Source organism: Tardiphaga sp. 768_D3_N2_1, from assembly GCF_052076105.1.
Taxonomy (GTDB): domain Bacteria; phylum Pseudomonadota; class Alphaproteobacteria; order Rhizobiales; family Xanthobacteraceae; genus Tardiphaga.
In genome coordinates, this window is record NZ_CP197245.1 from 3,337,623 (window position 1) to 3,363,669 (window position 26,047).

The window sequence follows — 26,047 nt, forward strand, 5'->3', positions numbered from 1 at the left end:
AGGAATGCGCTGCAGATGACGACCCCCGCGCCATTTCACGACCTCAAGCAGAAATGGCGCGAGGGGCGCCCCACTTTCGGGGCCATCGCCACCATCCCGTCGATCCAGACCGTGCGCATCATGGCGCAAACGCTCGACTGGATCATCGTCGATCTCGAACACGGCCCGATCGATCTCAACACCGCCCACGGGATGATCATGGCCACCGCGGGCACGCCCTGCACACCGCTGGTGCGGGTCGCCGCCAACGAACCATGGCTGGCGAAAGCGCCGATGGATTTCGGCGCCATGGGCATCAATTTCCCGATGATCAACAGCGCCGCCGACGCCGCGAAAGCCGTACGCAGCCTGCGCTATCCGCCTGATGGCGAGCGGCTGTGGGGACCGTTCCATGCGCCGTTCCGCTGGAACACCGGCATGCCCGACTATATGGCGCGCGCCGATGACAGCATGATCTGCATCATCACCATCGAGCATATCGATGCCGTGAACCGGATCGACGAGATCATGGCCACTCCGGGCATCGACATCGCCGTGATCGGCGTCGGTGACCTCGCAACATCCATCGGCAAACGCGGCCAGCCGGGCGATCCCGAGGTGCAGGCGCTGGTCGCCAAAGCCGAGGCGGGAATCCTCAAAAACGGTGTCCCGCTGGGCGGCGCAGCGCTGAATGCCGATATGGGCAATGCCATGATCGAACGGGGCTATGTGGCCCTGGCGCTGGGATTCGACTGGTCACTGTTCCAGCGCGGAATCGCCGCCGGATTCGAGGGTATCAGGCGGTAAACGACCCTTTCGAGGTCGATTTTGCGCCAAAACCGGCCGGATTGGGGCTATAAGCCCGCCAAACGGCAAAAAGCCTGTCTTTCAATTGACATAACCGGGCTCTGCCCCTAGAAACCGCCTTGCTCGCGGGCCGTTTTCGGCCCGCGAAGCGTTTCGCACCCGTGGTTCTCCTCCCAGCTTTGGGAATGAACCTGTCGGTGCCGAGATTTTCCAGACCTCTGTTTTCAGACCATGGACTGATCCCGGTACACAGGAGGGCGCGTCTCCTCACATCCACCATTAGCCATCGAGGACGCGATGACAAAGCGTAGTGAAGCCAAGTACAAAATCGACCGCCGTATGGGCCAGAACATTTGGGGTCGTCCCAAGTCTCCGGTCAACAAGCGTGAATACGGCCCCGGCCAGCACGGCCAGCGCCGCAAGGGCAAGCTCTCCGACTTCGGCACGCAGCTGCGCGCCAAGCAGAAGCTGAAGGGCTATTACGCCAACATTTCCGAGCGCCAGTTCTACGCCGTGTATGTCGAGGCTTCGCGCCTCAAGGGCGACACCGGTGAGAACCTGATCGGCCTGCTCGAGCGCCGCCTCGACACCGTCGTGTATCGCGCCAAGTTCGTCTCCACCATGTTCGCGGCCCGTCAGTTCATCAACCACGGCCACGTCAAGGTGAATGGCAAGCGCGTCAACATTTCGAGCTACCTGGTCAAGGTCGGCGATGTCGTCGAGATCAAGGAAGCCTCCAAGCAGCTCGCTTTCGTTCTGGAAGCCAGCCAGCTCGGCGAGCGTGACGTTCCCGATTACGTCGAAACCGACCACAGCAAGATGACCGCCAAGTTCATCCGCATTCCGCAGCTGTCGGACGTTCCCTTCGCCGTGCAGATGGAACCGCATCTGATCGTCGAATTCTATTCGCGCTAATTTCTGACAGCGCTGACACAATCAAGGCCCCGGATTTTCCGGGGCCTTTTTTGTTGGGTGAACGCACCTCAGCATTCGCAAAAAAACGCCGTCATGGCCGGGCTTGTCCCGGCCATCCACGTCTTTAAGCTCGCGCCTCAAAGAAGACGTGGATGCCCGGGACAAGCCCGGGCATGACGACTGAGAGATTCTGTATGCCCTTCACCCCTGCCCGCCCCGATCCGTCACAGCCAACGGTCCGTATCAACCTGCTGTCTGACACGCAGACGCGTCCAACCGCAGCGATGCGCGCGGCGATGGCCTCCGCAGAAGTCGGCGATGAACAAGTCGGTGATGATCCCACTGTCAACGCGCTGTGCGACCGCGTTGCCGATCTGCTCGGCAAGGAAGCCGCGGTGTTCATGCCGTCGGGCACCATGTGCAACGTCGCCGGCCTGCTGGCGCATTGCCGGCCCGGCGACGAGATCCTCGCACATCGCACCGCGCATATTCTGTCGCGCGAAGGCGGCACCCATGCCGCGCTGGGCGGCTTCCAGATCACCGGGCTCGATGGCGCCGACGGCAAATTCACACCCGACACACTGCGCTCTGCATTGCATCTGCGCACGCGCTACGAAGCGGCGCAGACCGTGGTCAGTGTCGAGCAGACCGCCAATATCGGCGGCGGCACGATCTGGTCGAAAACCGATCTCGACGAGATCGTCACCATTGCGCGCGATCGCGGCCTGGCCACGCATATGGATGGCGCGCGACTACTGAATGCGTGTGTCGCCACCGGCATCGCTGCGCGCAAGATGTCCGACGGCTGGGACTCGGTCTGGATCGATTTCAGCAAGGGACTCGGCGCCCCCGTCGGCGCCGTGCTGGCCGGAACGCGCGACTACATCGATGCTGTGTGGCGCTGGAAGCAGGGACTCGGCGGGTCGATGCGGCAGGCCGGCATCGTTGCCGCCGCCTGCATCCATGCGCTCGATCATCACGTCGATCGTCTCGCCGACGATCACGCCAATGCGCGCATGCTCGCCAGCGGGCTGGCGCAGATCAACGGCATCAACGTGCAGGAGCCCGAGACCAATCTCGTCTTCTTCGATCCCGCGGGCGCAGGCATCAGCGGTGCGGACATGGTGAAAGCGTTGCGCGCAAAAGGCGTGCTGCTCGCCACCATGGACGGCCGCATCCGCGCCTGTACGCATCTGGATGTCAGCGCCGATATGATCGAGGAAACGCTTGGATTGATCAGGGAGATCGTGCGCGGGGGTTAGGGCCGCATGCTCCGAACCCTCATGCTGAGGAGGCGCCGCTTGGCGCCGTCTCGAACCATGAGCTGATATGCACAGCCATCCTTCGAGACGCGCGCAAGAGCGCGCTCCTCAGGATGAGGCCGGAGTGCAAGGTGTCGAAAGAATAGCCACGCTCTTACTCCAGCGCTTCATATACGATCTTTCGCACGTCGGTCTCCATCCGCCAACGTTGCGATGGTGCCTGCGTCATCACCAGCACGAACATGTCGTCGGCGGGATCGACCCAGAAGAAGGTGCCACCGACGCCATCCCAGCGATATTCGCCGATTGGTCCGGGCTCGCTGGCAAGCTCGCTGGTGCGCACCGCAAAGCCATAGCCGAAGCCGCTGGCGGCGCCCGGAAAGTAATAATAGTCGCGTTTCACGCCACTGCCGGGACCGATGTGATCGCGCGTCATCTCAGCGACGCTCTCGGGCGTCAGATAGCGCTTGCCGTCGAGCGTGCCGCCGTTCAGCAGCATCTGCAGGAAGCGCGCATAGTCCGAAATCGTACCGACCAGACCGGAGCCTCCCGCCTCCCATTGCATGACCTCGGCGGGATCATGCATGCCGATCACCGGCCCGACCATGCGATCGGACGCGAAAGGTTCGGCGACACGCACCCGATGCCGCAGGTCGGTGATGTAGAATGACGTATCTGTCGTCCCCAGCGGATCGAACAGCCGGCTCTCGAGGAAATGGGACAGCGATTGGCCGGACACCACCTCGATGACGCGGCCGAGAATGTCAGTGGAATGGCCGTAGTCCCATAGCGTGCCGGGCTGCTCGGCGAGCGGAAGCTGTGCGATGCGGTCGGCCCAGGAGGCATTGTCCCAGTCGCGACCGAAGATATCGAGCTGCGCATAACGTTTGCGCGCGGGATCGTCGCCATAGAAACCGTAGGTGATGCCCGATGTGTGCTTGAGCAGATCGGCGATGGTAATCGGCCGTTGCAGCGGCACAAGGCCGAACGTAGCGTGTTCATCGCCGCCTTTGACGTCAACGCCCACCTTCGCCTTGGCGAAGGCCGGTATATATTTCGCAACGGGATCGTCGAGGCGCAGTTTGCCATCCTCGACCAGCATCATCACGGCCACCGAGGTGATCGGTTTCGACATCGAATACAGGCGGAAGATCGCATCCCTGGTCATCGGATGCCCGCTGTCGAGATTGCCGAACGTATCAAAATAGACGGGCTTGCCGTGCTGCTGCACCAGCACCACCGCGCCGGGGATCTTCCGCTCCGCGACCATGTCGAGAAAGTAGCGATCGAGCGCCAGTAGCTTTTCGGGAGAGAATTCGCGCGCAATGGATTGCGGTTTTTCGGCCCGGGCGGGCGGCGAAGGCGCGGCAAGCGTGCCAACGCTGCACAGCATCAGCAGCAGGATTGCGGCGCGGCTATTTCTCCAGCGCTTCATAGACCAACAGCTTCAAAGACCTTTGAATGCGCTGCCGCTCCGACGGCGTCTGCTCCAGCAGGATGAAGAAGAAATCCTGTTTGGGATCGATGACGAAATAGCAACCGCTGGCGCCGTCCCATTTCAATTCGCCAAGCGATCCCGGCGGCGGCGGCTTGGCATTGCCGGGATCGGTGCGGACGGCGAAGCCATAGCCGAAACCGAAACCGTCGCCGGGGAAATACAGATAGTCGCGCGCGACGCCGGAATCCTTGCCGATGTGATCGGTGGTCATGTCCTTGAACGTTGCTGCACTCATATAGCGCTTGCCGTCATATTCGCCGCCGTTCAGCAGCATCTGCGCGAACTTCGTATAGTCAGCCAGCGTCGAGACCATGCCGCCGCTGCCAGATTCCCATTTCTGATAGGTGTCGGGACGGCCCTGCCGTCCGGTACGGAAGTCGCGGTCCCAGGCCATCGGCTTGGCGAGCATCGCTTCCTTGGACTTCTCCTTCACGAAGAAGCCGGTATCCTTCATGCCAAGCGGACCGAGAAACGCCTGTTCCTCATAATCGAGCAGCGACTTGCCCGAGACGATCTCGATCACCCGGCCGAGAATGTCGGTGGAATGGCCATAGTCCCACAGCGTGCCCGGTTGATGTTCGAGCGGCAGTTGCGCGATGCGGTCGGCGAATTCCTTGTTGTCGAAATCACCATTGTAGATATCGGCATTGCCATAGGCACGGCGCACCAGGCTCTCGCCATAGAAGCCATAGGTGATGCCGGACGTATGCAGCAGCAGGTCGCGGACCGTCACCGGACGATTGGGCGCGACGATGTCCAGCGCCTTCTCGCCGTTCTCCAGTTTCTTCTCGACGCCGACCTTGGCCTTGGCGAAAGACGGAATGTATTTGGAGACGGGATCATCGAGCTTCAGCTTGCCCTGATCGATCAGCATCATCGCCGCGAAGGACGTGATCGGCTTGGTCATGGAATGCAGCCGGAAGATCGTATCATCCGTCATCGGCTGCTTGGTGTCGGGATCGCGGACGCCGAAGAATTCCTTGTAGACCGGCTTGCCATGCTGCTGGATCAGGACAATGGCGCCGGGGATCTTGCCGTCGGCGATCTGCTTACGGAAGAACTCGCCGATCTTCGCGAGTTTTTCCTGCGAGAATTTTGCGCCGGCGGGAATGTCGAAGGTGCCTTCGGCAGCAAAGCGATCCTGGGCGAGGACGGGCGATCCGGCGAGCAACAGCGCTCCGCAGAGCAGCGCGCGTAGTCTGTGCCGCAAATTCATCGCCACTCCTTTTCCTGATCGGCGGAGTGTAACGGCCGGACGGTATCAGACAAGGGGAAGTGCGCGTGCGAGCGCGAGACGATGCAGGTCCGCAGATGGCTGGGAGAAACAGCAGAAGGTCACGGATGTAACCACCGGCGCGTCCTTCAGGGCTAGGATGACTGAACCGATCGCGATGGGAGCCGCACGCGCGGCCGGAAAGCCATAGACACCCGTGGAGATGGCCGGAAACGCAATCGAAGCCAGACCATGCGCCTGGCACAGTATCAGCGCCCGCCGGTAACAGGACGCCAGCGCCTCATCCTCGCCGCTGCTGCCGCTATGCCAGACGGGACCCACCGCATGGATCACATGCGATGTCGGTAATTTGTAACCTTTGGTGATTTTGGCATCGCCCGTCTCGCAACCCTTGAGGGTACGGCATTCGGCGAGAAGATCGGGACCGGCGGCCCGATGGATGGCGCCGTCCACGCCGCCGCCTCCGAGAAGCGACAAATTGGCCGCGTTGACGATGGCGTCAACGCGGAGAGTCGTGATGTCGGCCACGACGACGTCCAGGGTCGCCGTGCCTATCTGTCGAGTTGAAATCAGGCCGACGCCGGGGCGGCGATCACGCCCTTCTCGGCCAGCATCTGCTGCAATTCCCCGGCCTGGAACATCTCGCGCACGATGTCGCAGCCGCCAACGAATTCGCCCTTCACATAGAGCTGCGGAATGGTCGGCCAGTTCGAATAGGTCTTGATGCCGTCACGCAGATCGGCAGATTCGAGAACGTTGAGGCCCTTGTAGCCAACGCCGACGTGATCGAGGATCTGGACCACCTGGCCCGAGAAACCGCACTGCGGAAACTGCGGCGTGCCCTTCATGAACAGCACCACGTCGTTGGTCTTCACTTCGTTCTCGATGAATTGCTCAATGCTCATGTCACGTCCCTGTTCAAAGTCCAGATTCAAGGTCTGGAGTTGGCGGCCCAGCCATCGGGCGTACCGCCCGGTCAGACTTGTCATATATGTAGCCGAATCCGTTCCGCACCCCAAGTCTTAAGCACGTGATCCGGGCTGACATCACAGCCTCGGAGCCCCATTGCCGGCCCGCCACGGTCACTTTTCCGCAGTTTTTGCCAAGTCCCGCCGGGCCAAAGATCATATGACGACGGGCCTTTTATAACCAATCCGACGACCTATTTAGGACAGGCTGCTCGGGAACCCATCACCAAGAGCAACGTTCTCTCCAAAATCGGAGACTTTCGTGACGAATCCAGCTTCCGCCGCGAGTACAGGTACCGCGTCCCCTGCGTCCCAGTCCGGCCCCGCAGGCTCTCTGGCCCAAAGACTGGGCGACGCCTTCCTGACGGTCCGCCACGAAACCGAACGTCGCGCCGCCCCGCTCTCCCCGGAGGATCAATTGGTGCAGTCGATGCCCGACGCCTCGCCAGCGAAGTGGCACCGCGCCCACGTCACCTGGTTCTGGGAGCAATTCCTGCTCGGCGATCACGCCCCCGGCTACAAGGTCTATCACCCCGACTACGCCTATCTGTTCAATTCCTATTACGTCTCCGCCGGCCCGCGCCACGCCCGCGCCCAGCGCGGCCACCTCACCCGGCCCACCGCTGACGAAGTCACCGCCTATCGCCGACATGTCGATGCGGCGGTCATCAAATTCTTCAACGAGACGTCGGACGAGAAACTGACCTCGCTGATCCCCCTCCTCGAAGTCGGCTTCAACCACGAACAGCAGCATCAGGAGCTGATGCTGACCGACATCCTGCATGCCTTCGCGCAGAACCCGATCCCGCCAGCCTATGATTCCAACTGGCGGTTTCCAGCACGGACAACATCGGGCGATGCGTGGACCACGCTCACCGAGGGCATCCACACCATCGGCCATGCTTCGGACAGCTTCCATTTCGACAACGAGAAACCCGCGCACCGCGCCCTCGTCGGCCCGGTGAAGCTCGCACGCAATCTCGTCACCAATCGCGAATGGCTCTCCTTCATGGAAGCGGGTGGCTACGCCGAAGCCACGCTGTGGCTGATGGATGGCTTCGCCACCGTCGCCCGCGAGGAGTGGCAGGCGCCAGGTCACTGGCGCAAGGTCAATGGCGAGTGGCAGATCATGACCCTCGCCGGCTTGCAGCCGATCGATCTCGACGCGCCGGTGTGCCACGTCAGCTATTACGAATGTGACGCCTTTGCACGCTGGAGCGGCAAGCATCTGCCCACCGAAATGGAATGGGAAGTCGCAGCGCGCGCCGGTCAGCTCAACGATGCCTTTGGCATCGTCTGGCAATGGACGCGGTCATCCTATTCAGCCTATCCCGGCTACCGCGCCATCGAAGGCGCCCTCGGCGAATACAACGGCAAGTTCATGATCAATCAACTGGTGCTGCGCGGCTCGTCGCTGGCGACCCCCGACGATCACAGCCGCGTCACCTATCGCAATTTCTTCTATCCCCACCATCGCTGGCAATTCACGGGCCTGCGGCTGGCCGATTACGGCAGCTGATTTCCTGACATCACGGCGCTTGAAAGCGTTGAGGAGAATGACATGAACGTTCATGCCCCGTTGGCACTGTCGCTGCTGAATGCGTCGGCATCCGCATTTGCTGCGGATGTCGCCGAAGCCCTGTCGCAGCATCCCAAGAAGCTGTCGCCGAAATACTTCTATGACGAAGCCGGCTCCGAGCTGTTCGAACAGATCACCAGGCTGCCGGAATATTACCCGACCCGTACCGAGCTCGGCATTCTCCGCTCGCGCGGCAAGGACATCAACGCCATCATTCCGAAGAACGCCGCACTGATCGAATTCGGCGCCGGCGCCACCACCAAGGTGCGGCTGCTGCTGGATGAATGCGACGTCGGCGCCTATGCGCCGGTCGATATCTCAGGCGATTTCCTGCAGGCGCAGGCAGCCGAGCTGCGCAAGGATTTCCCGGGCCTGAAGGTGCTGCCGGTGAATGCCGACTTCACCGCACCTTTCGACCTTCCCGGCGATATCCGGATGATGCCGAAGGTCGGCTTCTTCCCGGGCTCGACCCTCGGTAATTTCGAGCCGCACGAAGCCTGCGCCTTCCTGCGCTCCGCCCGCGCCATTCTCGGCAAGGACGCCTTGATGCTGATCGGCATCGATCTGGAGAAGGACGAGAAGCTGCTGCACGCCGCCTATAACGATGCGGCGGGGGTCACCGGCAAGTTCAACATGAATGTGCTGGTGCGCATCAACCGCGAACTCGGCGGCGATTTCGATCTCTCGGCCTTCACGCACCGCGCGATCTACAACAAGGAACGCCACCGCATCGAGATGCACCTGATCGCCAGGAAGCCGCAGACCGTGCATGTGCTCGGCCGCAGCTTCGCGTTCCGTGCCGGCGAAAGCATCCACACCGAGAGCAGCTACAAATACAGCATCGAGCGTTTTGCGGCGCTGGCCCGCGGCTCGGGCTGGGAGCCAAAGGCGTCATGGACAGATGCGGACAAGCACTTCTCGGTGCATGCGCTGATGGCGGTGGAGTAAAAAACTGCTCCACACTCAGCCCTCATCCTGAGGAGCGCGCTGTTGCGCGCGTCTCGAAGGATGGCGGCAGGCTCAGGTGCTCCACAACTCATGGTTCGAGACGGCGCCAAGTGGCGCCTCCTCACCATGAGGATTGAGCCTACCCCTCCGGCACACCCGTCTGCAGCGCCAGCGCGTGCAGGACACCGCCCATCTGGCCTTTCAGCGACTGATAGACGATCTGGTGCTGGGCGACGCGGGATTTGCCGCGGAAGGATTCGGAGATCACGGTTGCTGCGTAATGGTCGCCGTCACCGGCCAGATCACGGATCGTCACCTGCGCGTCGGGAATCGCGGCCTTGATCATGGTCTCGATATCGCGGGCGTCCATCGGCATTAATCGGGTCTCCAGAAAGGTTCGAATCGCGGCCAGTCGGTGCCGCCTCGGGTTGCAAGCCTATCGCGGCTGCTGCACGACGTCACGGCTTTCTGATGATAATCCCTTGCATGCCCCTTTTAAAGGCCGGAGGGATCGCACATCTGAGGGAGTGAACCATGACCGTCACAATGCGCCTGCATGAGGGTTTGACTATGAAGCTTCCCGGCCCGGACCACCCGATCACCATTGCACCCGCCGGCAAACATATCCGCGTTTCTGCCGGGGGCATCGTGATCGCCGACACGACCAATGCCCTGACCCTCAAGGAGGCCAGCTACCCCGCAGTGGTGTATATCCCCCGCACGGACGCCAATATGGACGCGGTATCGCGCACCGACCGTGTGACGCATTGCCCGTACAAGGGCGACGCGAACTATTACAGCATCAAGACATCAGACAAGGTGCTGGACAACGCGATCTGGACCTATGAGACGCCGTTTCCGGCGATGGCCGAGATCAAGGATTATCTGGCATTTTATCCAGACAAGGTGAAAATCGAGGAAGTGCCCGCTTGATCCTCGGCTGATTGCCGAAGCGGCTTTCGACATTTATCATGACGGTGCGCATCCTTGATGCGCCCGGCGGCGCCTGTTGCGCGCGGAAGCGAGGGGGCTCGCCGTTCATATGTCAGACCGTAATGCCGCGCTGGATCGCGCCCGCACCTTCGTCACGCTGCTCGTGCTGGCGAACCACGCGGCGGTCGCTTACACCGCCTTCGGGCGCTATTACCCGAACCACTATCTGTGGTCGACGGCACCGATCGTCGACAGCCAGCGCTGGATCGGCTTCAACATCCTGACGCTGTTCAACGACACCTTCTTCATGTGTCTGATGTTCATGCTGTCGGGCCTGTTCGTCTGGCCAAGCCTGAAGCGTAAGGGCATCGGCGACTTCCTGCGCGACCGCGCGCTCCGCCTCGGCCTGCCCTTCCTGGCGATGATCTTCGTGCTGATGCCGATCGCCTATTACGCGTCGTTCAGCCTGTCGACGCACAAGACCGGCTTTGTCGAATTCTACGTCAACAATTTCAAACAGGGCCAGTGGTTCGCCGGCCCCGGCTGGTTCATCTGGTATCTGCTGTTTCTCGACCTGGTCGCGATCCCGGTCTTCCTGCTCGCGCCGCGACTGGTGGACGGCATCAACCGGCTGTCGATCCGTGCCTTCGAACGCCCGTGGTTGTTCGCCGCCGCGCTCGCCGTCGTCGCGGTGATCTCCTATGTCCCCTTCCTGTTCACGGTCGGCGCCGTGCGCTGGTTCAGCTGGGGGCCGCTGCAGGTCCAGTTCAGCCGCATGGCGATCTATGGCGTGTTCTTCTTCGCCGGCATGGGCATCGGCGCCGCCAATATCGACCAGGGCCTGCTGGCCCGCACCGGCGCGCTGGCGCGGCGATGGCTGTGGTGGACCATCGCTGCCGCCGCCTCCTTTGCCTCGCTCGCTTATCTCGTCAACTTCCGCCGCATGAAGCTCGCCAACCTCACCGGCGCGCCGCCGTTCTGGTGGCAGTCCAGCTATGGCGTGATCTATGCGGTTGCCTGCACGCTGATCTGCCTCGCGGTGCTGGCACTGTTCCTGCGTTTCGGCCAGCGCGAGAAGAGCATCTTCGACCCACTGCGCGGCGATGCCTATGGCATCTTCGTGCTGCACTACATTCCGATGCTGTGGTTGCAATATGCACTGCTGAACGCGCCGCTGGGTGCCGGATCGAAAGCCTTCATCGCCTTCGCGGGAACGCTGGCGGCAAGCTGGGCGGCAACGCGGGCGTTGCGCGCGATCCCTGGCGTGAAAAGGGTATTGTAATCCGTTTCACAGCGCCCTTTTCCGATATCCGACATTGACAGTAATCTGCAGGAGACCGACATGCGCGCGCGTAACGGCGACAAAGCGATCACTCTTCTTTTCAACGTCACGCCGGCGCTGTTCGATGACTATCGCGAGCCCATTCGCGATGCGCTTCGGGACCGAAAGATTGAAGCGTGCGTCGGCCTCTTGGGCGAGATCGCGCCTGCCGATGTCGACTACATCATCCATGCCACCGGCGGTCCCATCACCGATTTCGCCCCTTTCAGCAATGCGGGCGCCGTATTGAGCCTTTGGGCTGGCGTCGAGAAGATCGTCGGCAATACGACGTTGACGCAGCCTTTGTGTCGCATGGTCGATGACGGCCTCAGGCAGGGCATGGTCGAATGGGTCGTGGGCCACACCTTGCGCGCGCATCTCGGGACGGACCGCTATGTCTGCCAGAAGCCGCTGACATGGGAGCAGCATGTGCCGCCGCTCGCCGCAGATCGATCGGTGACGGTGCTGGGTCTCGGCGAATTGGGATCGGCTGCGGCGACCGCGCTTGCGCAACTCGGCTTCCGCGTCACCGGCTGGAGCCGCAGCGCGCGCGAGGTGCCGGGCGTGCGCTGTCTCGCAGGAATGGAAAGCCTGCCACAAGCGCTGGCCTCGGCGGAAATCCTTGTGGGACTGCTGCCTCAAACCCCGGAGACCATCGACCTCCTGAATGCCGAACGGCTGGCGCTGCTGCCCAAGGCGAGTTTCATCATCAATGCGGGACGCGGCACGCTGATCGACGACGATGCGCTGATCGCAGCGCTCGACAGCGGACAAGTGGCCCACGCCACGCTGGACGTCTTCCGCACCGAGCCCGTACCACCCGGCCACCCGTTCTGGTCGCATCCGGGCCTCACGATCTCGCCCCACATCGCAGCGGCGACGCGGGTCTCGACCGCAGCAGAGAAAATCGCGGAGAATATCGCACGGGCTGAAAGCGGGCAGCCACTGCTGCATGTGGTGGATCGGACGCTGAGCTATTGAGACACTGGCATGGCGCCTCCGCGACAACATCAGAGATCCACGACCACATCGCCCTCGGGCCGGGCACAGCAGATCAGGACATTGCCGGCCGCTGGCAAATCGACCGGATCAGGCTGGTACGCGACTGTCCCGGCCACAAGCCCGCTTTCGCAGGAGTGACAGACGCCCGTGCGGCACGACCACCGCACCGGCACATCGCACGTTTCGGCAAGCTCGAGCAGGTTCTGAAACGCCGGCCCCCAATGCACGTTCAGGCCGCTGCGTGCGAACGACACCATTGGTCCGTCACCCACGGCTCCTTCCGGCAGATGCGGCAGCCGCTGCGGAGAGGCGGCGATACCCGGAGTGCTTGAAGGACCGGCGCCGAACAGCTCGGCATGGATACGGGTTTTGGCAACGCCCCAGGCTGCAAGCCCCGCTGTCAGTTCGTTGATGAAGGCCGTCGGCCCGCAAATGAAGAAGTCGGCGTCGCGCGGGACGTCGAGCTCGCGCAGCGCTGCGATATCCAGATGTCCCTGGGCATCGAAATCCGTACCCAACCTGTCGGCGGGATCGGGCGCGCTGTAGCGAATGTGGCGATGGCCATGCGCCAAGACCTCGAGCATGGCTTTTGCCTCCTGGGCAAACGGATGCTCGCGTCCATGGCGGGCGCCATGGAGCCACCAGATATTTCGCGGCGACGCCTCGGCCGCCAATGCGTGCAGCATGGCCATGACAGGCGTCACTCCGACTCCAGCACTCAGCAACACGACCGGACCATCGCCCAGCCGCAGCGTGAAGTTGCCGCGCGGCGCACTCACTTCCAGCACATCGCCGATCTGCACGTTCTCGTCGATATAGCCGCTGGCTACGCCGTGCGGCTCGCGCTTGACGCTAATGCGATAGCGGAGGTCGCTGGGTTCGCCGGACAGCGAATAGCTGCGCAGCAGCGCCGGCGTGCCCGGCGCAAGACCAAGGCGCAACACGACGAACTGGCCGGGAAGCGCCGTCGCCAGCGGACGTTGATCCGCCGATTCAAGCTCCAGGGACATCACGCTGCTGCTTTCGCGGACCTTGCGCGACACGCGCAGCGAACGGAAGCCGGCCCAGGCCGGTGGCGTGGACGCCGGACCAAGCCCGGCATTTCCAGTAGCCCCGCCATTGTCCTCTTGCGCGAGCAGCGCCTCGAAGGATCCGCGCCAGCCTGCGCTGAGCGCGGGAATGCGCAGTGCACGCACGAGCTCGTTGCGAGGATGACCGGGCCTGTAAAGCAGCGCGTCAATCTCTGCGACACTCATGCGCTCAGCACCGGTCGTGACCTGAACGATCTCGTCGCCGGCCCCGACCTCGCCTTCCTCGATGACGCGCAGATAGAAACCGGGCCTGCCGCGCGCAACCAGCAGCGCGGCCATTTGCGGCTCATTCATGCGGATGCCAACGCGATAACAGGTGACGCGCGGCTGCGTCACTTCGAACAACGCGCTGCCGATCCGGTAGCGGTCGCCGATGCAGACCTCGCGGTCCGTCAGGCCGTCGACGGTGAAATTCTCGCCGAATTGTCCATAGCTGAAATCATTGCGGCCGAGTTCGCTTTGCCAGAAGCGATAGGAGTCCATTTGATAGACGAACACGGCGCGGTGCTCGCCACCATGCCCCGCCAGATCGCCTTGCCCGTCGCCGTCGATGTTGAGGCGGCGGACCATGCGCCGGCCCTGAACCGGGGCTTTCCAGATCGCGGTGTGAACGGTCTTGCCTTGCCACGGGATGTCGCGCGGCAGGCCCACATTGACCGAAAGCAAGCGAGCCATGACGTCGTCTCCCCGCGACTGCAGGATGCAGTCTAGCATCGCCACGCCAACGCCGCTCCCGCAGATTTTTCTGCCCGGCTTTCAGAAGCGGAACCGCAAGCCCACCGTTGGAGCGATGTTGTTGCGCTGGAGAAAGCCAGAGGCCAATCCGCCACTCACCTGCGTGAACATGATGCCCGAATAGAGATCCCACTTCGGTGCAAACCGCCAATCGACAGCGGCAGAAATCCCGTCGAACGTTCCGGCACATTGCGCATGCTCGGTGCCCGAACAGGGGGCGAGCCCCCCGGCGGCGGTGCCGAAGAAGGAGTTCTGGATATAATGATAATAGGCGCCGATCACATCGAGATTTTCAGTCACAGCGTATTTGCCGCCCACCCACATCACCTGGAATGTCTTGTTTCCCAGACCATTCATACCGAATGCAGTGTTGTTGATATTCGTGTTGTTGAATCCCGCGCAGCCCTGACAAACAAAGTCACCTGCAATAGTGGTAAAGGCTGTCTGCGGATTGCTCGGCGCCGCATATCGAATATGTTCGTAACCCGAGTAGAGCTTCAACGGTCCGTTGGTGTATTTCGCCACAAGCATCACAGCTTCATTGTCGGAGATCGTCGCTGTCAGAGTCTGCGGCAAGAACGGCGGTATCGGCACGCCGTTGGCGTTGTTGCTTCCCGGCGCAAGTGCGAGCGACACCGAATCCCTGACAAAGCTGTAAATCACGTCGACCGAAAGCACGCCGGTGCCCAACGATCGGATGTCGCCTCCGACCTGGAACTGATACGCACCATTCGAGCCATTGTTGTCGGCGTAGCCGCCGAACTGCCATAGCGCAGCTGCGTGGAATTGACCGACATTGACCTTATACTTCAATGACGTCGAGTTTCTGCAGTTCTCGGTATTGCCACCGCCGCATGTGATTCCCTGAAAGCCGATAGGGGAGAAGGCGTAGGAGCCGCCGAAGGGATCGTAATCGAAGACAGCGTCAAGGGTCAGCGAGTTCTGTCGGAAAACTGTCAGAGTGCCGTAGCTTGGAGAACTGACGCCGACATAACCGACGCCGTTGTACCACTGCCCCGCCCGGCTGGAATCGGAGAACGCGGTTGCGAGGTTTTGCGGGACGCCGGCGTTTGCAGCGACCGATCCCGGCCCATTCGATAGTCGCAACGAGTATGGGTCGAAGCCCGCATCGACAGCAAAGACACCGGAGACGTCGCCGCCGATCGGCAGGGCCCCTTTGACGCCAATGGTGGAATTGCTCAAACCGTTGGGAGCAAGGCTCCAACGCGGCGAATTGTTCTGCTTCTGGATCAGGTATGAGGCTCCGACGGCGGATCGCGGATCCCACGATGCGCCGTGGCTCTGCCAGCCGGCCCCCGTGTCGATCGTGCCGTAGACCGTGATGCCGTGCCAGGTTAGCTGGCAATCCGTGCTGATGAAGTCCCGGCCATCAGCGCATGTCCTGGGCAGGGAAATCGTCGTTGCCGCAGAAGTCCCGTTTGCGGCAACGTCAGCGGCCCACGCGGCCCCCTGGAAGCAGGCGGCAGCGGCTGCAATGATCAAAGCAGCAGGCAATGTCGCGCTTTGCACTCCAAGCCTCCCGTTAGCTCCGTGCAGGTTATGCCTGTAAAGAGCCGGGCGGCAAGTGCGAGAAAAACGACATATGGGTGAATGAAGGTAAATTTCGATACGATTTGCAACCGCGCCACATTGGCCCGGACAACTGTTCTCGAACGTCATCGCTATTGTCGCCGGTCTGACCGGGCGACAATAGCTTGAGACCGACGTCGCTTACGCCTTGCCGCTCATATAGTTTGGCAGCCAGCTTTCATGCGCATGCACGAGCGCCTTGACATCCACCGCGCGCTCGCCGGCGATGGCCACCGCGTGGCCACCGGTCTTGCCGATCTGCACGCAGGGCACGCCGACATTCTTCAGCTTCGACAGCACCGTCAGCAACTGATCTTCCGCGACAGTTACGACGTAGCGCGCCTGATCTTCGCCGAACCAGAATGCATGGGGCACGATGGATGACGGCGCGGCATCGAGCTTGGCGCCGATGCCGGAAGCCATCGCCATTTCGGCGAGCGCCACCAGCAGGCCGCCATCGGCGATGTCATGCACGGCAGTCGCAGTGCCGGCATGGATCATACCGCGAACCACGTCGCCATTGCGCTTCTCGGTGGCGAGGTCGACAGGCGGCGGAGCGCCCTCTTCGCGGCCGCAGATGTCGCGCAGATAGACCGACTGGCCGAGCCAGCCTTTGGTCTCGCCGATCAGCAGGATCGCCTGACCTTCGGCTTTGAAAGCCAGCGTCGCCGATTTGGTGAAGTCGTCGAGCACACCGACGCCGCCGATCGACGGGGTCGGCAGAATGCCGCGGCCGTTGGTCTCGTTGTAGAGCGAGACGTTGCCGGACACGATCGGGAAGTCGAGCGCCACGCAGGCCTCGCCGATGCCCTTCAGGCAGCCGACGAACTGGCCCATGATCTCGGGCCGCTCGGGATTGCCGAAGTTGAGATTGTCGGTCACTGCCAGCGGCTTGCCGCCCACAGCCGTGATGTTGCGCCAGGCTTCGGCCACGGCCTGCTTGCCGCCCTCGAACGGATCGGCTTCGCAATAGCGCGGCGTGACGTCGACCGACATCGCGATGCCCTTCGGACCATCCTCGATGCGCACCACCGCGGCATCGCCACCGGGGCGCTGCACGGTGTTGCCGCCGATGACATGGTCGTATTGCTCCCACACCCAGCGCTTCGAGCACAGGTCCGGCGTGCCGATCAGTTTTTCCAGCGCATCGGGGACCGAGGACGGCGCAGCGATGTCGCGCGCATGAATCACCGGCAGCACCGGAGACGGCACATGCGGGCGGTCATAGAGCGGCGCCTCGTCGCCCAATTCCTTGATCGGCAGGTCGGCCATGGTCTTGCCGCCGTGCTTCACCACGAAACGCAGCGTCGGCGTGGTATAGCCGACGATGGCAAAGTCGAGACCCCACTTCTTGAAGATCGCCTCGGCCTGTTTTTCCTTCTCGGGCTTCAGCACCATGAGCATGCGCTCCTGGCTTTCCGACAGCATCATTTCATAAGCCGTCATGCCCTCTTCGCGCGTCGGCACCGCATCGAGATTGAGTTCGACGCCGAGGTCGCCCTTGGCACCCATTTCAACTGCGGAGCACGTCAGACCCGCCGCGCCCATGTCCTGGATCGCGATCACGCAATCCGCGGCCATGATTTCGAGGCAGGCTTCCAGCAGCAGCTTCTCGGCGAAGGGATCGCCGACCTGCACGGTCGGACGCTTCTCTTCCGACGCATCGTCGAATTCGGCCGAAGCCATCGACGCACCGTGGATGCCGTCGCGGCCCGTTTTGGAGCCCAGATAGACGATGGGCATGTTCACGCCGGAGGCCGCGGCGAGGAAGATCTTGTCGGCATCGGCCAAACCGACCGCCATCGCGTTGACGAGGTTGTTACCGTCATAGCGGGTGTGGAAACGCGTCTGGCCGCCCACGGTGGGCACGCCGAAGGAATTGCCATAGCCGCCGATGCCGGCGACGACGCCGGAGACGAGATGTCGCGTTTTCGGATGTTCCGGCGCGCCAAAGCTGATCGCGTTGAGGCAGGCGATGGGACGTGCGCCCATGGTGAAGACGTCGCGAAGGATGCCGCCGACACCCGTGGTCGCGCCCTGATAGGGCTCGATATAGGATGGGTGGTTGTGGCTCTCCATCTTGAACACGATGGCCTGGTTGTCGCCGATATCGATGACACCGGCGTTCTCGCCCGGCCCCTGCAGCACCCACGGCGCCTTGGTCGGCAGGCCGCGCAGATGGATGCGCGAGGATTTATACGAGCAGTGCTCGTTCCACATCGCCGAGAAGATGCCGAGTTCGGTGAAAGACGGCTCGCGGCCGATCAGTTTCAGGATGCGCTCGTACTCGTCGGGCTTGAGGCCGTGGCTGGCGACGAGTTCGGGGGTGATCTTTGGCTCGGTCATGGGGTCAGTCGTCGGCTTTCTGGCTCTGTAAGGCCTCTTCATAGGGAGATCGGAGCATGCGGAAAAGGCCTATTCAGGCCCGTTCCTCGCATGTCCCAAGCTTTGCCCGGGCAATGCCCTCATTGCCCGAAAAAGAGCCCGCATAAGGCCCTGCGCCGGCGCCGGATTGCGCCCGCCGGATGGATCGGATTTAACACTTTTCGCAGCCAATCCAAGGAGTTCAGACCGTGAATGTCGCCCTCGATAGCACCATCCCGTTCCGCGCCGACGCCTATACCGCGACGGAGGGGGAATTTGCGGGCTGGACCACCTGGAAGCGGGATTCCTTCGAATCGGTCTCCGGCCCGTTCTGGCACAAGGTGGAGGCCGACGGCTCCGTCCGCTGCGCCTTCCGGGTCGAGAAAAAGCACCTCAACGGCATGAAAAACGTCCATGGCGGCTGCTTCATGACCTTCGCCGATTACTGCCTGTTTGCGCTGGCCTCCCGCGAGCTGCAGGGCCCCGGCATCACCGTCTCGTTCGGCTGCGAATTCCTCGACGCCGCCAAGGAAGGCGAGCTGGTCGAGTGCCACGGCGAAATGACACGTGTGGGTGGCTCGCTGATCTTCCTGCGCGGCATCCTGAAAGCCGGCGAACGTTCGCTGCTGACGTTTTCCGGCACCATCAAGCGCGTGAAGAAGCGCGAGAAGCCGGTGGCTGTCGCGGCGGAGTAACCGGGCGACGATTGGCGGGCATTGCCGCACCCCGCCAGGTTCGTTGGCGACATATGTGGGTCCGAACATGCTGAGTTCATTCGAACGATTGCGTCACACGGCTAACGCGGATCTCCTGATCTCGGCGGACGACGAGCATGCGGCCGTCGCCGGCCGCGGCGATTACGCCATGCCGTGGCACTGGCATGATTGCCTGATGTTCATCCTGCCAAGCTGCGGGACGATCGAACTGAAGCACGAAGCCGGACGTGAAGGCACATGGCTGTCGCAGGACCGGTTCGCGATCGTTCCGCCGAACCAGGCGCATGAGACGCGCGCAGGGATCGGCGCACACAGCCACGTCGCCATCTACGCAACGGGCTCCGTCCTGAAGCGCCTCGAAAGAGAGAACGGCTCGCTGAGCGAATTCCGCCGCAGGACATCGACGACCCGGCTGTTTCACCGGTCAGACCGACTGCGCGCTCTGCAGGGGCTGCTGGTCGGGGATGGCAGACATGCCTATGGCAATGCGCATGTCCGGCATGGACTGTCCTCTGCCCTGCTCGTTCAGTGCATCGCCGAGGCTCTTGCCGGCGATGCCGTATCCAGCGCCTCACATCGCGAACACGGCATGATGCTGGTTGCGGAGCTGAAGGACTATCTCACCCTTCATGCCGACCGGGATATTCCGCTCGATGCCCTGGAAGAGCGCTTCGGCGTGTCGCGGCGTCATATCACGCGGTTGTTCCGCGCGGGGACCGGCGCGTCGATTGGCGAATTCCAGCAACGCCTCCGCCTCGACAATGCAAGCGAGCTGTTGAAGGCAACCGATCTTCCGATCGGCGAGATCGCGCTCCGCGTCGGCTTCGACAGCGGCGCGGCGCTCGCTCATGCCATGCGCCGGGCCGATGGCCAGTCGCCGAGCGAAGTCCGCAAGCGCCTGGCCCGGCCGATCAAAATCTAGGGCCCGCTGGAACGCGCGCCGCAGCAACGTCCTCCGTAGCCTGGTGTCGGTGAATTCCGTGCAGCGTTGGCTGACGCGTACAGCGAACGCGCGAACCGTTTGGAAGGTGCATCACATGGCCGCAACGTCCGCCGAACCGCAGGTTCGATTTGTCAGTGTCTTTGCGGCGGGTCCGCAAGGCGGCAATCCCGCGCCGATCGTCGTCGATGCTGCCGGCATGAGTGATGCGCAGATGCAGCAGGTCGCGCGTGACTACGGTCACGAGAGCGGATTTGTCCTGCCGGCACCGCCGGACTCCGGTTGCGATTTCGAGTTTCGCTTTTGGGTACCCAATCACGAGATGTCTATGTGCGGACACGCCACCGTCGGCGCGACATGGCTGCTCCAGCAGCTCGGCCGGCTGCGCCGCGACCGCATCACGATCCTGACGAAGAGCGGCCGCGTTGAGGCGCGGATTGGCCAGTCGGCCGGACAGGACCTCTCGGTCGAGGTCTCGCAGCCCGCAGGGATCGTCGAGCCGCTTCCGGATACGCCCCGCTGCATCGATGACATTCTCGACGTCCTCGGCATCGGTGCCGACTGCCTGGCACCGTTTCCGATCCAGAATGCGCGGACGAGCCGGATCAAGACCCTCATCCCGTTGAAGAGCGTCTCCATCCTTGATGGTCTCAAGCCCGACTTCTCGCGGATGGAACGCCTGTGCAATGGCATCGACTCCACCGGCCTCTATCCCTATGCCGTGTCCGATCAGGACAACCAGATCATTGACGCACGGCAGTTTCCGAGTTCGTCGGGCTATCCGGAAGATGCGGCAACGGGGATCGCGGCTTCCGCTCTATCCTTCGGCCTCCTCGCGAACCGGATGGTGGAGGCGTCGGAGCGCCAGATCACCATTCGTCAGGGGCGCGCGATGAAACGCCCGTCCGCGATCAAGGTTCGCTTCAGCTTCGACAACGGCGCTGTCAACGGCTGCTGGCTCGGCGGCGAGGTTCAGCCGACCGACTGCGAGAAGATCGCGTGATGACCGATCCGGCCCCATCTTCCGCTTTCGAAGCCGCCTATGGTTTTGCGCGAAGCGACGTTCGTCTCGGCAACTGGCGCCAGGCCCCCTGGAATGTCTGGGCATTCCGTCACGTGTCCGAACTCATTCCGACGGCCCTGATCCCTGCAACGCCGGGACTGACCGAGTATCCACCTGTCGATCCCGCAGATCTCCTCGAGCAGACATTCCCGGTCGGCGACGGCACTGCGAGCGTCGCCGATGTGTTGCGCAGGACCTCGACCGATGCCGTCGTCGTGATGAAATCCGGCCGTATCGTTGCGGACTACCATGCGCCGAATTTCACGGCGCAGTCCCGGCACATTCTGTTCTCCGCGAGCAAGTCGGTAACGTCAGTCGTCGCGGGAATTTTATACAGCGATGGCCTGATCGATGTTGACGCGCCGGTCTCGCACTACATTCCGGAACTCAAATCCTCGGCCTTTGCGGATGCGCGGATACGCGATATCCTCGATATGCGGGTAAGTCTCGATTTCGAAGAGACCTATCAGGATCCGCGCGGCGACTTCGCCAGATATCGTCGCGCCGGCCTGCTCGAGCCGTCCAAGCTCGGCGACACCCCGGACTCCCTGCTGGCCTTCCTCGCCTCGCTGCAGAAGGGTGCCGGCGATCACGACGGTCCCTTCCACTACTGCTCGCCGAATTCGGATGTGCTGGGTCTGGTGGTCGAACGCGCCTCGGGTCAACGTTTCACCGACTTTGCGGCTGCGCGCTTGTGGCAGCCGCTCGGCGCGCGGCAGGACGCTTACATCACGGTCGATGCGGCCGGCACCCCGCGCACCGGCGGCGGCTTCTGCATGACCCCGCGCGACCTCGCCCGGATCGGCGAGATGATGCGACTGGGCGGCATGGCCAACGGCCGCCGGATCGTCTCGCAGGATTGGGTATCGGATACGACCACCAATGGCTCTGCCGAAGCCTGGCGCGCGGGGAAGTTCTTCGAATGGCTGCCAGAGGGCCGCTATCGCAACAAATGGTATCAGACGGGCAATGCGAACGGCGCCTTCTTCGCACTCGGCATTCACGGACAGTATCTCTATGTCGACCCGCGCGCCGAAATGGTCGTCGCCAAATTCTCGTCCCAGCCGGAGCCGGTGGACAACAACCTGAAGCGGCTCAACCTCGCGCTGTTCGATACGCTTGCAAGATTGTGCTGATGGCGCACCTCTGCGTGAGCAGCACGTCGCCGCGAAAGTGCGGGCTGTCGCTGGCGGAGGCTCTCCCCGCGCCTATTTGTCGTCCACACGAATGGACGACGGATGCCGGCACAAGGGCGTCACGCTGATGCGCATGAAAGGGAAGAGCGGCAATGTCGACAGAATGTCGTGCAGCGCTTCGTTGCTCGCCACATCGAAGATGCTGACATTGGCGTAGCGTCCGGCGACGCGCCAGAGATGGCGCCACTCGCCCGTCTTTTGCAGCTCCTGTGCGCGTTCGCGCTCGGTCTTTTTCAGTTGCTCGACCACATCCGGCGCAATGCCGGGCGGGATCTGCACGTCCATTTCGACCTGAAACAGCATCGATCAAACTCCTGTTGTTGCGCTCGCCTATTGAGCGCGCGGCGTGTAACCGTCGCGCCGGAAGAATGCGACACGGTCCATGTCCAGTTCGACGCCGATGCCGGGCGCCGTCGGCACCTGCAGCACGAAGTCGCCATAGTGCAGCGGCGTCGCGAGGATTTCCTCGGTCAGAAGCAGCGGGCCGAACAGTTCGGTGCCCCATGCCAATTTCGGCAACACGGAGAAAACCTGGGCCGACGCCGCGGTGCCGACACCGCCTTCCAGCATCGTGCCGCCATACAGGCCAAGACCCGCGGCATCACCGATCGCAGCCATCTTCACGGCATCGTACAAACCGCCGGCCTGATTGATCTTCAGGGCGAACACGTCGGCGGCACCGCGCGCCGCGATGTCGAAGGCATCCGTCGTGCCGTGCAGAGCCTCGTCAGCCATGATGGGCACGGCGAAGCGACCGCTGAGGCGGGCCTGTGCACCGCGATTGTCGCGCGACAAAGGCTGCTCGATGAGATCCACGCCGGCCGCCTCCAGGGCGGCAATACCACGCCGTGCATCTGGCTCGCTCCAGGCCTGGTTGACGTCGACCCGCACGCTGGCGCGATCGCCGAGAGCGCGCTTGATCGCCGCCACATGCGCCACATCGTCGTCCACGGAGCGCAGGCCGATCTTCAGCTTGAAGATATTGTGGCGACGCGTATCGAGCATCCGCTCGGCTTCCTCGATGTCGCGTTTGGTATCGCCGCTGGCCAGTGTCCAGGCGACCGGCAAGGTGTCGTGCTGGCGCCCGCCCAGCAGTTCCGACACCGGCAGACCAAGGCGCTTGCCCAGCGCATCCAGCAGCGCCGTCTCCACCGCGCATTTGGCAAAGCGGTTGCCCTTCACCCGCCGTTTTACGTCGGCCATGAGCGCGGCAACGCGTGACGCATCCATGCCGATGATGGCCGGAGCGATATAGGTGTCGACGGTCAGCTTGATGCCCTCGGGGCTCTCCTCGCCGTAGCTGAGGCCGCCGATGGTCGTCCCCTCGCCGATGCCGACCGTTCCGTCGGAGCAGCGGATGATGACCAGAACCAGGGTCTGGCTGTTCATCGTATGCATCGACAACTTATGGGGACGGATCGTCGGCACGTCGACCAGGATGGTCTCGACCTCGTCGACGCGGACTGCCACGCTGGTGCTCATGAAGGCGTTTTCCTGTTGTCCAAGGGTGCAGTTCGAAGGGTGGAGCCTCGAACGGATCGCCGCCAACTTTCCGGCGATCCGTCGATGTGCTGTCTGCTGCCCCGCCTTACTTCTTGATCAGCGGGCAGCGTGAGGCGGATAGCGGCTGGAACGCGTCGTCGCCGGAGACCGTCGCAAGCAGCTTGTAGTCGTCCCAGCGCGCCTTGGATTCCGACGGCTTCTTCACCTCAAACAGATACATGTCGTGCACCATGCGGCCGTCCTCGCGGATGCGGCCGTTCTTCGCGAACATGTCGTTGATCGGCGTTTCCTTCATGACCTTCATCACGGCTGCCGCATCGGTGGTGCCGGCCTTCTTCACCGCATTCAGATAGGTCGTGACGGAGGAATAGACGCCGGCCTGCGCCGAGGTCGGCGCACGCTTGGTCCGCTCCATGAACCGCTTCGCGAATGCGCGCGTTTCGTCGTTGAGATCCCAATAGAACGCCTCAGCCAGCAACAGGCCCTGCGCGGTCTCAAGCCCGACGCTATCGATATCGGAAATGAACGCCAGCAACGGCGACAGCTTCTGCCCGGACTGGGTCAGGCCGAATTCCGCGGCCTGCTTGATCGCATTGATGGTGTCGCCGCCCGCATTGGCCAGACCGATCACGCTTGCCTTGGTGCTCTGTGCCTGGAGCAGGAACGACGAAAAATCCGACGTGTTGATCGGGTGCTTCACATTGCCAACGACCTTGCCGCCCGCCTTGGTTACGACGCTGGAGGTGTCGCGCTCCAGTTCCTGGCCGAACGCGTAGTCGGCCGTGAGGAAGAACCAGCTATTGAGGCCGCGCTTCACCGTGGCCAGACCGGTGACGCTGGCCAGCGCATAGGTATCGTAAGTGTAGTGGACGATGTAGGGACCGCACGCCTCGTTGGTCAGCCTGACAGCGCCAGGCCCGTTGAACATGATGATCTTGCCGCGTGCCTTGGCCATTTCAGCCGCCGCCAGCGCCGTGGCAGAGCCGGCCACATCGACAATGGCCTCGACATTCTGGTTGTCGATCATCTCACGGGTGAAATTCGCGGCGAGGTCGGATTTGTTGAGATGATCGGCGACCACGATCTGGACCTTGCGCCCGAGAACCTCGCCGCCGAAATCCTCAACGGCCATCTTGGCTGCAGCCTCGCTGCCCGGCCCCGTAATGTCGGCAAAGAGGCCGGACATATCGAGGACTGCGCCAAGTTTCAGCGGCGCGGTGCTCTGTGCCATGGCAGCCGAGGTGCCAACGACCATGACCGATGCCATCAAGCCTGAAAGTAGCTTCTTCACATCATTCTCCATCAGCGCTCTGATCCCCAGCGCGCTTTTCTTGCTTGTTATTCGTTGGTTATCGCTCGCCCTATGGGCGTCGGACGTCTGTCGTCACTGGCTGCCGCGAATGCCTGCGGTCTCGACGATCTGCTTCCACTTGGCGCTTTCCTGGGTGAGGTGCGCAGCCAGTTCCTGGGGCGACGACGCGATGACGCGCCCGCTGACATCGGCGAAGCGCTTCTGCACATCGGGATCTGCCAGAACCTTGCGGATATCGCCGCTGATGCGCTCTGCGAGCGCCGGCGGCATCTGGCCGGGACCGAAAATGGCCCACCAGTTGGCGAGTTCGAAGCCCGGCAGACCGGATTCGCTGATCGTCGGCACGTCGGGCAGCGCGGCGATACGCTCCTTCGTGGTGACGGCAATGGCGCGAAGGCTGCCACCCTGGACCTGCGGAAGCGCCGTCGAGGCATTGTCGAACATCAGGTCGATCCGGCCGGCCATCAGATCCGTCAGCGCCGGCGACGAGCCGCGATAGGGAACGTGGGTCATCTCGACCTTGGCCTGCTGCCGGAACACTTCCGCAGCCAGATGCAGGGAGGACCCGACGCCGGCGGAACCATAGGTGGCGCCACCCGATGCCGCCTTTTCTTTTGCAAAGGCGATCAGATCCTTGACGTTCTTGATCGGCGACGAGGTCGGCACCAGCACCACATTCGGCGTCTCGAGCGCCAGCGTCAGCGGCGTCAGATCCTTGACGGGATCGTAGGGCATCGACTTGAAAAGCCACGGATTGACGGCCACGGCGATCGACGCGAGCACCAGCGTATAGCCATCGGGGGCACTCTTGGCGGCAGCATTGATGCCGATATTCGATCCGGCCCCACCCCTGTTCTCGACGACGACCTGCTGGCCCCAGGTCTGGCTCAGCTTTTCCGCAATCGTGCGGCCGATGATGTCAGCGGCACCGCCGGCGGCGAAGGGAACGATCAACTGGACCGGCTTGGTCGGATAGTCCTGCGCCGTCGCACGGTTTGCGCCCATGGCGATGAAACAGGCCGCCACCGCAGTGTGGGTCGCTCGGGCAAAGAAAGTGCGTCGTGACAGCATACAGGAGACCTCCCGGTCGG

The 26,047-nt window shown here is 62.6% G+C and carries 24 protein-coding genes; 12 read left to right on the top strand and 12 right to left on the bottom strand.

Annotated elements, in window-relative coordinates:
* The first annotated feature begins 15 nt into the window (after positions 1-15).
* The 3 genes from AB8A27_RS15840 to AB8A27_RS15850 all read left to right on the top strand — a co-directional run bounded on the left by AB8A27_RS15840 (position 16) and on the right by AB8A27_RS15850 (position 2,963).
* Positions 16-786, top strand: coding sequence for an HpcH/HpaI aldolase family protein (locus AB8A27_RS15840; protein ID WP_441242711.1), 771 nt, complete (start codon positions 16-18; stop codon positions 784-786).
* A gap of 297 nt (positions 787-1,083) precedes the next feature.
* The gene (gene rpsD / locus AB8A27_RS15845) at positions 1,084-1,701 is read left to right on the top strand and encodes a 30S ribosomal protein S4 (RefSeq protein ID WP_092146751.1); all 618 of its coding nucleotides are present in this window, start codon (positions 1,084-1,086) and stop codon (positions 1,699-1,701) included.
* Positions 1,702-1,895: 194 nt separating this feature from the next.
* Positions 1,896-2,963, top strand: a complete 1,068-nt coding sequence (locus AB8A27_RS15850) for a threonine aldolase family protein (protein WP_441242712.1) — start codon at positions 1,896-1,898, stop codon at positions 2,961-2,963.
* Positions 2,964-3,117: 154 nt separating this feature from the next.
* On the opposite strand, the gene AB8A27_RS15855 is transcribed toward AB8A27_RS15850, so the two are convergent.
* From AB8A27_RS15855 to grxD, 4 genes are read right to left on the bottom strand one after another with little or no spacing between them, the layout of a single operon-like run.
* Positions 3,118-4,398: a serine hydrolase domain-containing protein gene (locus AB8A27_RS15855; RefSeq protein ID WP_441242713.1), complete on the bottom strand. Its 1,281-nt coding sequence runs from the start codon at positions 4,396-4,398 to the stop codon at positions 3,118-3,120.
* A complete protein-coding gene (locus AB8A27_RS15860; RefSeq protein WP_441242714.1) occupies positions 4,379-5,677 on the bottom strand; it encodes a serine hydrolase domain-containing protein in 1,299 nt (432 codons plus the stop codon). Before AB8A27_RS15860 ends, AB8A27_RS15855 begins: the two co-directional genes overlap by 20 nt.
* Before the next feature lie 45 nt (positions 5,678-5,722).
* Complete coding sequence (locus AB8A27_RS15865) at positions 5,723-6,265, bottom strand: O-acetyl-ADP-ribose deacetylase (RefSeq protein WP_441244922.1); 543 nt, start codon at positions 6,263-6,265, stop codon at positions 5,723-5,725.
* The gene (grxD, locus tag AB8A27_RS15870) at positions 6,265-6,600 is read right to left on the bottom strand and encodes a Grx4 family monothiol glutaredoxin (RefSeq protein WP_092146743.1); all 336 of its coding nucleotides are present in this window, start codon (positions 6,598-6,600) and stop codon (positions 6,265-6,267) included. The genes AB8A27_RS15865 and grxD overlap by 1 nt, the downstream gene beginning before the upstream one ends.
* A 325-nt stretch (positions 6,601-6,925) precedes the next feature.
* Between grxD and egtB the strand changes: the two genes are divergently transcribed.
* Positions 6,926-8,182 (top strand): ergothioneine biosynthesis protein EgtB, encoded by a 1,257-nt coding sequence (egtB, locus tag AB8A27_RS15875; protein WP_441242715.1) that lies wholly within the window; start codon positions 6,926-6,928, stop codon positions 8,180-8,182.
* A 42-nt stretch (positions 8,183-8,224) separates the two neighbouring features.
* A complete protein-coding gene (egtD, locus tag AB8A27_RS15880; RefSeq protein WP_441242716.1) occupies positions 8,225-9,190 on the top strand; it encodes an L-histidine N(alpha)-methyltransferase in 966 nt (321 codons plus the stop codon).
* A gap of 139 nt (positions 9,191-9,329) precedes the next feature.
* Here egtD and AB8A27_RS15885 read toward each other — a convergent pair whose 3' ends face one another.
* Positions 9,330-9,566, bottom strand: a complete 237-nt coding sequence (locus AB8A27_RS15885; RefSeq protein WP_441242717.1) for a BolA family protein — start codon at positions 9,564-9,566, stop codon at positions 9,330-9,332.
* 194 nt (positions 9,567-9,760) lie between these two features.
* On the opposite strand from AB8A27_RS15885, the gene AB8A27_RS15890 reads away from it, so the two are divergent.
* From AB8A27_RS15890 to AB8A27_RS15900, 3 genes are all read left to right on the top strand, one after another.
* The gene (locus AB8A27_RS15890) at positions 9,761-10,123 is read left to right on the top strand and encodes a DUF427 domain-containing protein (RefSeq protein ID WP_441244923.1); all 363 of its coding nucleotides are present in this window, start codon (positions 9,761-9,763) and stop codon (positions 10,121-10,123) included.
* Between the two features lie 109 nt (positions 10,124-10,232).
* Positions 10,233-11,405, top strand: a complete 1,173-nt coding sequence (locus AB8A27_RS15895; protein ID WP_441242718.1) for an acyltransferase family protein — start codon at positions 10,233-10,235, stop codon at positions 11,403-11,405.
* Between the two features lie 60 nt (positions 11,406-11,465).
* Positions 11,466-12,425 carry a 2-hydroxyacid dehydrogenase gene (locus AB8A27_RS15900; protein ID WP_441242719.1) on the top strand — a complete coding sequence of 320 codons (960 nt, stop codon included), beginning with the start codon at positions 11,466-11,468 and terminating at the stop codon, positions 12,423-12,425.
* Between the two features lie 29 nt (positions 12,426-12,454).
* Here AB8A27_RS15900 and AB8A27_RS15905 read toward each other — a convergent pair whose 3' ends face one another.
* From AB8A27_RS15905 to purL, 3 genes are all read right to left on the bottom strand, one after another.
* The gene (locus AB8A27_RS15905; protein ID WP_441242720.1) at positions 12,455-14,212 is read right to left on the bottom strand and encodes an MOSC domain-containing protein; all 1,758 of its coding nucleotides are present in this window, start codon (positions 14,210-14,212) and stop codon (positions 12,455-12,457) included.
* Between the two features lie 81 nt (positions 14,213-14,293).
* Positions 14,294-15,802 carry a porin gene (locus AB8A27_RS15910; RefSeq protein ID WP_441242721.1) on the bottom strand — a complete coding sequence of 503 codons (1,509 nt, stop codon included), beginning with the start codon at positions 15,800-15,802 and terminating at the stop codon, positions 14,294-14,296.
* A 201-nt stretch (positions 15,803-16,003) separates the two neighbouring features.
* Positions 16,004-18,208, bottom strand: coding sequence for a phosphoribosylformylglycinamidine synthase subunit PurL (gene purL, locus AB8A27_RS15915; protein WP_441242722.1), 2,205 nt, complete (start codon positions 18,206-18,208; stop codon positions 16,004-16,006).
* A gap of 227 nt (positions 18,209-18,435) precedes the next feature.
* On the opposite strand from purL, the gene AB8A27_RS15920 reads away from it, so the two are divergent.
* From AB8A27_RS15920 to AB8A27_RS15935, 4 genes are all read left to right on the top strand, one after another.
* Positions 18,436-18,921 (top strand): PaaI family thioesterase, encoded by a 486-nt coding sequence (locus AB8A27_RS15920; protein ID WP_441242723.1) that lies wholly within the window; start codon positions 18,436-18,438, stop codon positions 18,919-18,921.
* Positions 18,922-18,988: 67 nt separating this feature from the next.
* Positions 18,989-19,864, top strand: a complete 876-nt coding sequence (locus AB8A27_RS15925) for a helix-turn-helix domain-containing protein (protein WP_441242724.1) — start codon at positions 18,989-18,991, stop codon at positions 19,862-19,864.
* Positions 19,865-19,979: 115 nt separating this feature from the next.
* Positions 19,980-20,885 (top strand): PhzF family phenazine biosynthesis protein, encoded by a 906-nt coding sequence (locus AB8A27_RS15930; RefSeq protein ID WP_441242725.1) that lies wholly within the window; start codon positions 19,980-19,982, stop codon positions 20,883-20,885.
* Complete coding sequence (locus AB8A27_RS15935; protein WP_441242726.1) at positions 20,885-22,081, top strand: serine hydrolase domain-containing protein; 1,197 nt, start codon at positions 20,885-20,887, stop codon at positions 22,079-22,081. Before AB8A27_RS15930 ends, AB8A27_RS15935 begins: the two co-directional genes overlap by 1 nt.
* A 72-nt stretch (positions 22,082-22,153) precedes the next feature.
* On the opposite strand, the gene catC is transcribed toward AB8A27_RS15935, so the two are convergent.
* The 4 genes from catC to AB8A27_RS15955 form a co-directional block, all read right to left on the bottom strand.
* Positions 22,154-22,444 carry a muconolactone Delta-isomerase gene (gene catC, locus AB8A27_RS15940; protein ID WP_441242727.1) on the bottom strand — a complete coding sequence of 97 codons (291 nt, stop codon included), beginning with the start codon at positions 22,442-22,444 and terminating at the stop codon, positions 22,154-22,156.
* A gap of 27 nt (positions 22,445-22,471) precedes the next feature.
* The gene (locus tag AB8A27_RS15945) at positions 22,472-23,623 is read right to left on the bottom strand and encodes a muconate/chloromuconate family cycloisomerase (protein ID WP_441242728.1); all 1,152 of its coding nucleotides are present in this window, start codon (positions 23,621-23,623) and stop codon (positions 22,472-22,474) included.
* Positions 23,624-23,729: 106 nt separating this feature from the next.
* Positions 23,730-24,935, bottom strand: coding sequence for an ABC transporter substrate-binding protein (locus AB8A27_RS15950; RefSeq protein ID WP_441242729.1), 1,206 nt, complete (start codon positions 24,933-24,935; stop codon positions 23,730-23,732).
* A gap of 93 nt (positions 24,936-25,028) precedes the next feature.
* Entirely contained in the window at positions 25,029-26,027 is a 999-nt protein-coding gene (locus tag AB8A27_RS15955) for a Bug family tripartite tricarboxylate transporter substrate binding protein (RefSeq protein WP_441242730.1), read from the bottom strand.
* Between the last annotated feature and the right edge of the window lie 20 nt (positions 26,028-26,047).

Coding starts and splice junctions, on each gene's coding strand:
- AB8A27_RS15840 (WP_441242711.1), top strand. CDS start 16: ATGACGACCCCCGCGCCATTTCACGACCTCAAGCAGAAATGGCGCGAG.
- rpsD (WP_092146751.1), top strand. CDS start 1,084: ATGACAAAGCGTAGTGAAGCCAAGTACAAAATCGACCGCCGTATGGGC.
- AB8A27_RS15850 (WP_441242712.1), top strand. CDS start 1,896: ATGCCCTTCACCCCTGCCCGCCCCGATCCGTCACAGCCAACGGTCCGT.
- AB8A27_RS15855 (WP_441242713.1), bottom strand. CDS start 4,398: ATGAAGCGCTGGAGAAATAGCCGCGCCGCAATCCTGCTGCTGATGCTG.
- AB8A27_RS15860 (WP_441242714.1), bottom strand. CDS start 5,677: ATGAATTTGCGGCACAGACTACGCGCGCTGCTCTGCGGAGCGCTGTTG.
- grxD (WP_092146743.1), bottom strand. CDS start 6,600: ATGAGCATTGAGCAATTCATCGAGAACGAAGTGAAGACCAACGACGTG.
- egtD (WP_441242716.1), top strand. CDS start 8,225: ATGAACGTTCATGCCCCGTTGGCACTGTCGCTGCTGAATGCGTCGGCA.
- AB8A27_RS15885 (WP_441242717.1), bottom strand. CDS start 9,566: ATGCCGATGGACGCCCGCGATATCGAGACCATGATCAAGGCCGCGATT.
- AB8A27_RS15890 (WP_441244923.1), top strand. CDS start 9,761: ATGAAGCTTCCCGGCCCGGACCACCCGATCACCATTGCACCCGCCGGC.
- AB8A27_RS15895 (WP_441242718.1), top strand. CDS start 10,233: ATGTCAGACCGTAATGCCGCGCTGGATCGCGCCCGCACCTTCGTCACG.
- AB8A27_RS15900 (WP_441242719.1), top strand. CDS start 11,466: ATGCGCGCGCGTAACGGCGACAAAGCGATCACTCTTCTTTTCAACGTC.
- AB8A27_RS15905 (WP_441242720.1), bottom strand. CDS start 14,212: ATGGCTCGCTTGCTTTCGGTCAATGTGGGCCTGCCGCGCGACATCCCG.
- purL (WP_441242722.1), bottom strand. CDS start 18,208: ATGACCGAGCCAAAGATCACCCCCGAACTCGTCGCCAGCCACGGCCTC.
- AB8A27_RS15925 (WP_441242724.1), top strand. CDS start 18,989: ATGCTGAGTTCATTCGAACGATTGCGTCACACGGCTAACGCGGATCTC.
- AB8A27_RS15930 (WP_441242725.1), top strand. CDS start 19,980: ATGGCCGCAACGTCCGCCGAACCGCAGGTTCGATTTGTCAGTGTCTTT.
- AB8A27_RS15935 (WP_441242726.1), top strand. CDS start 20,885: ATGACCGATCCGGCCCCATCTTCCGCTTTCGAAGCCGCCTATGGTTTT.
- catC (WP_441242727.1), bottom strand. CDS start 22,444: ATGCTGTTTCAGGTCGAAATGGACGTGCAGATCCCGCCCGGCATTGCG.
- AB8A27_RS15945 (WP_441242728.1), bottom strand. CDS start 23,623: ATGAGCACCAGCGTGGCAGTCCGCGTCGACGAGGTCGAGACCATCCTG.
- AB8A27_RS15955 (WP_441242730.1), bottom strand. CDS start 26,027: ATGCTGTCACGACGCACTTTCTTTGCCCGAGCGACCCACACTGCGGTG.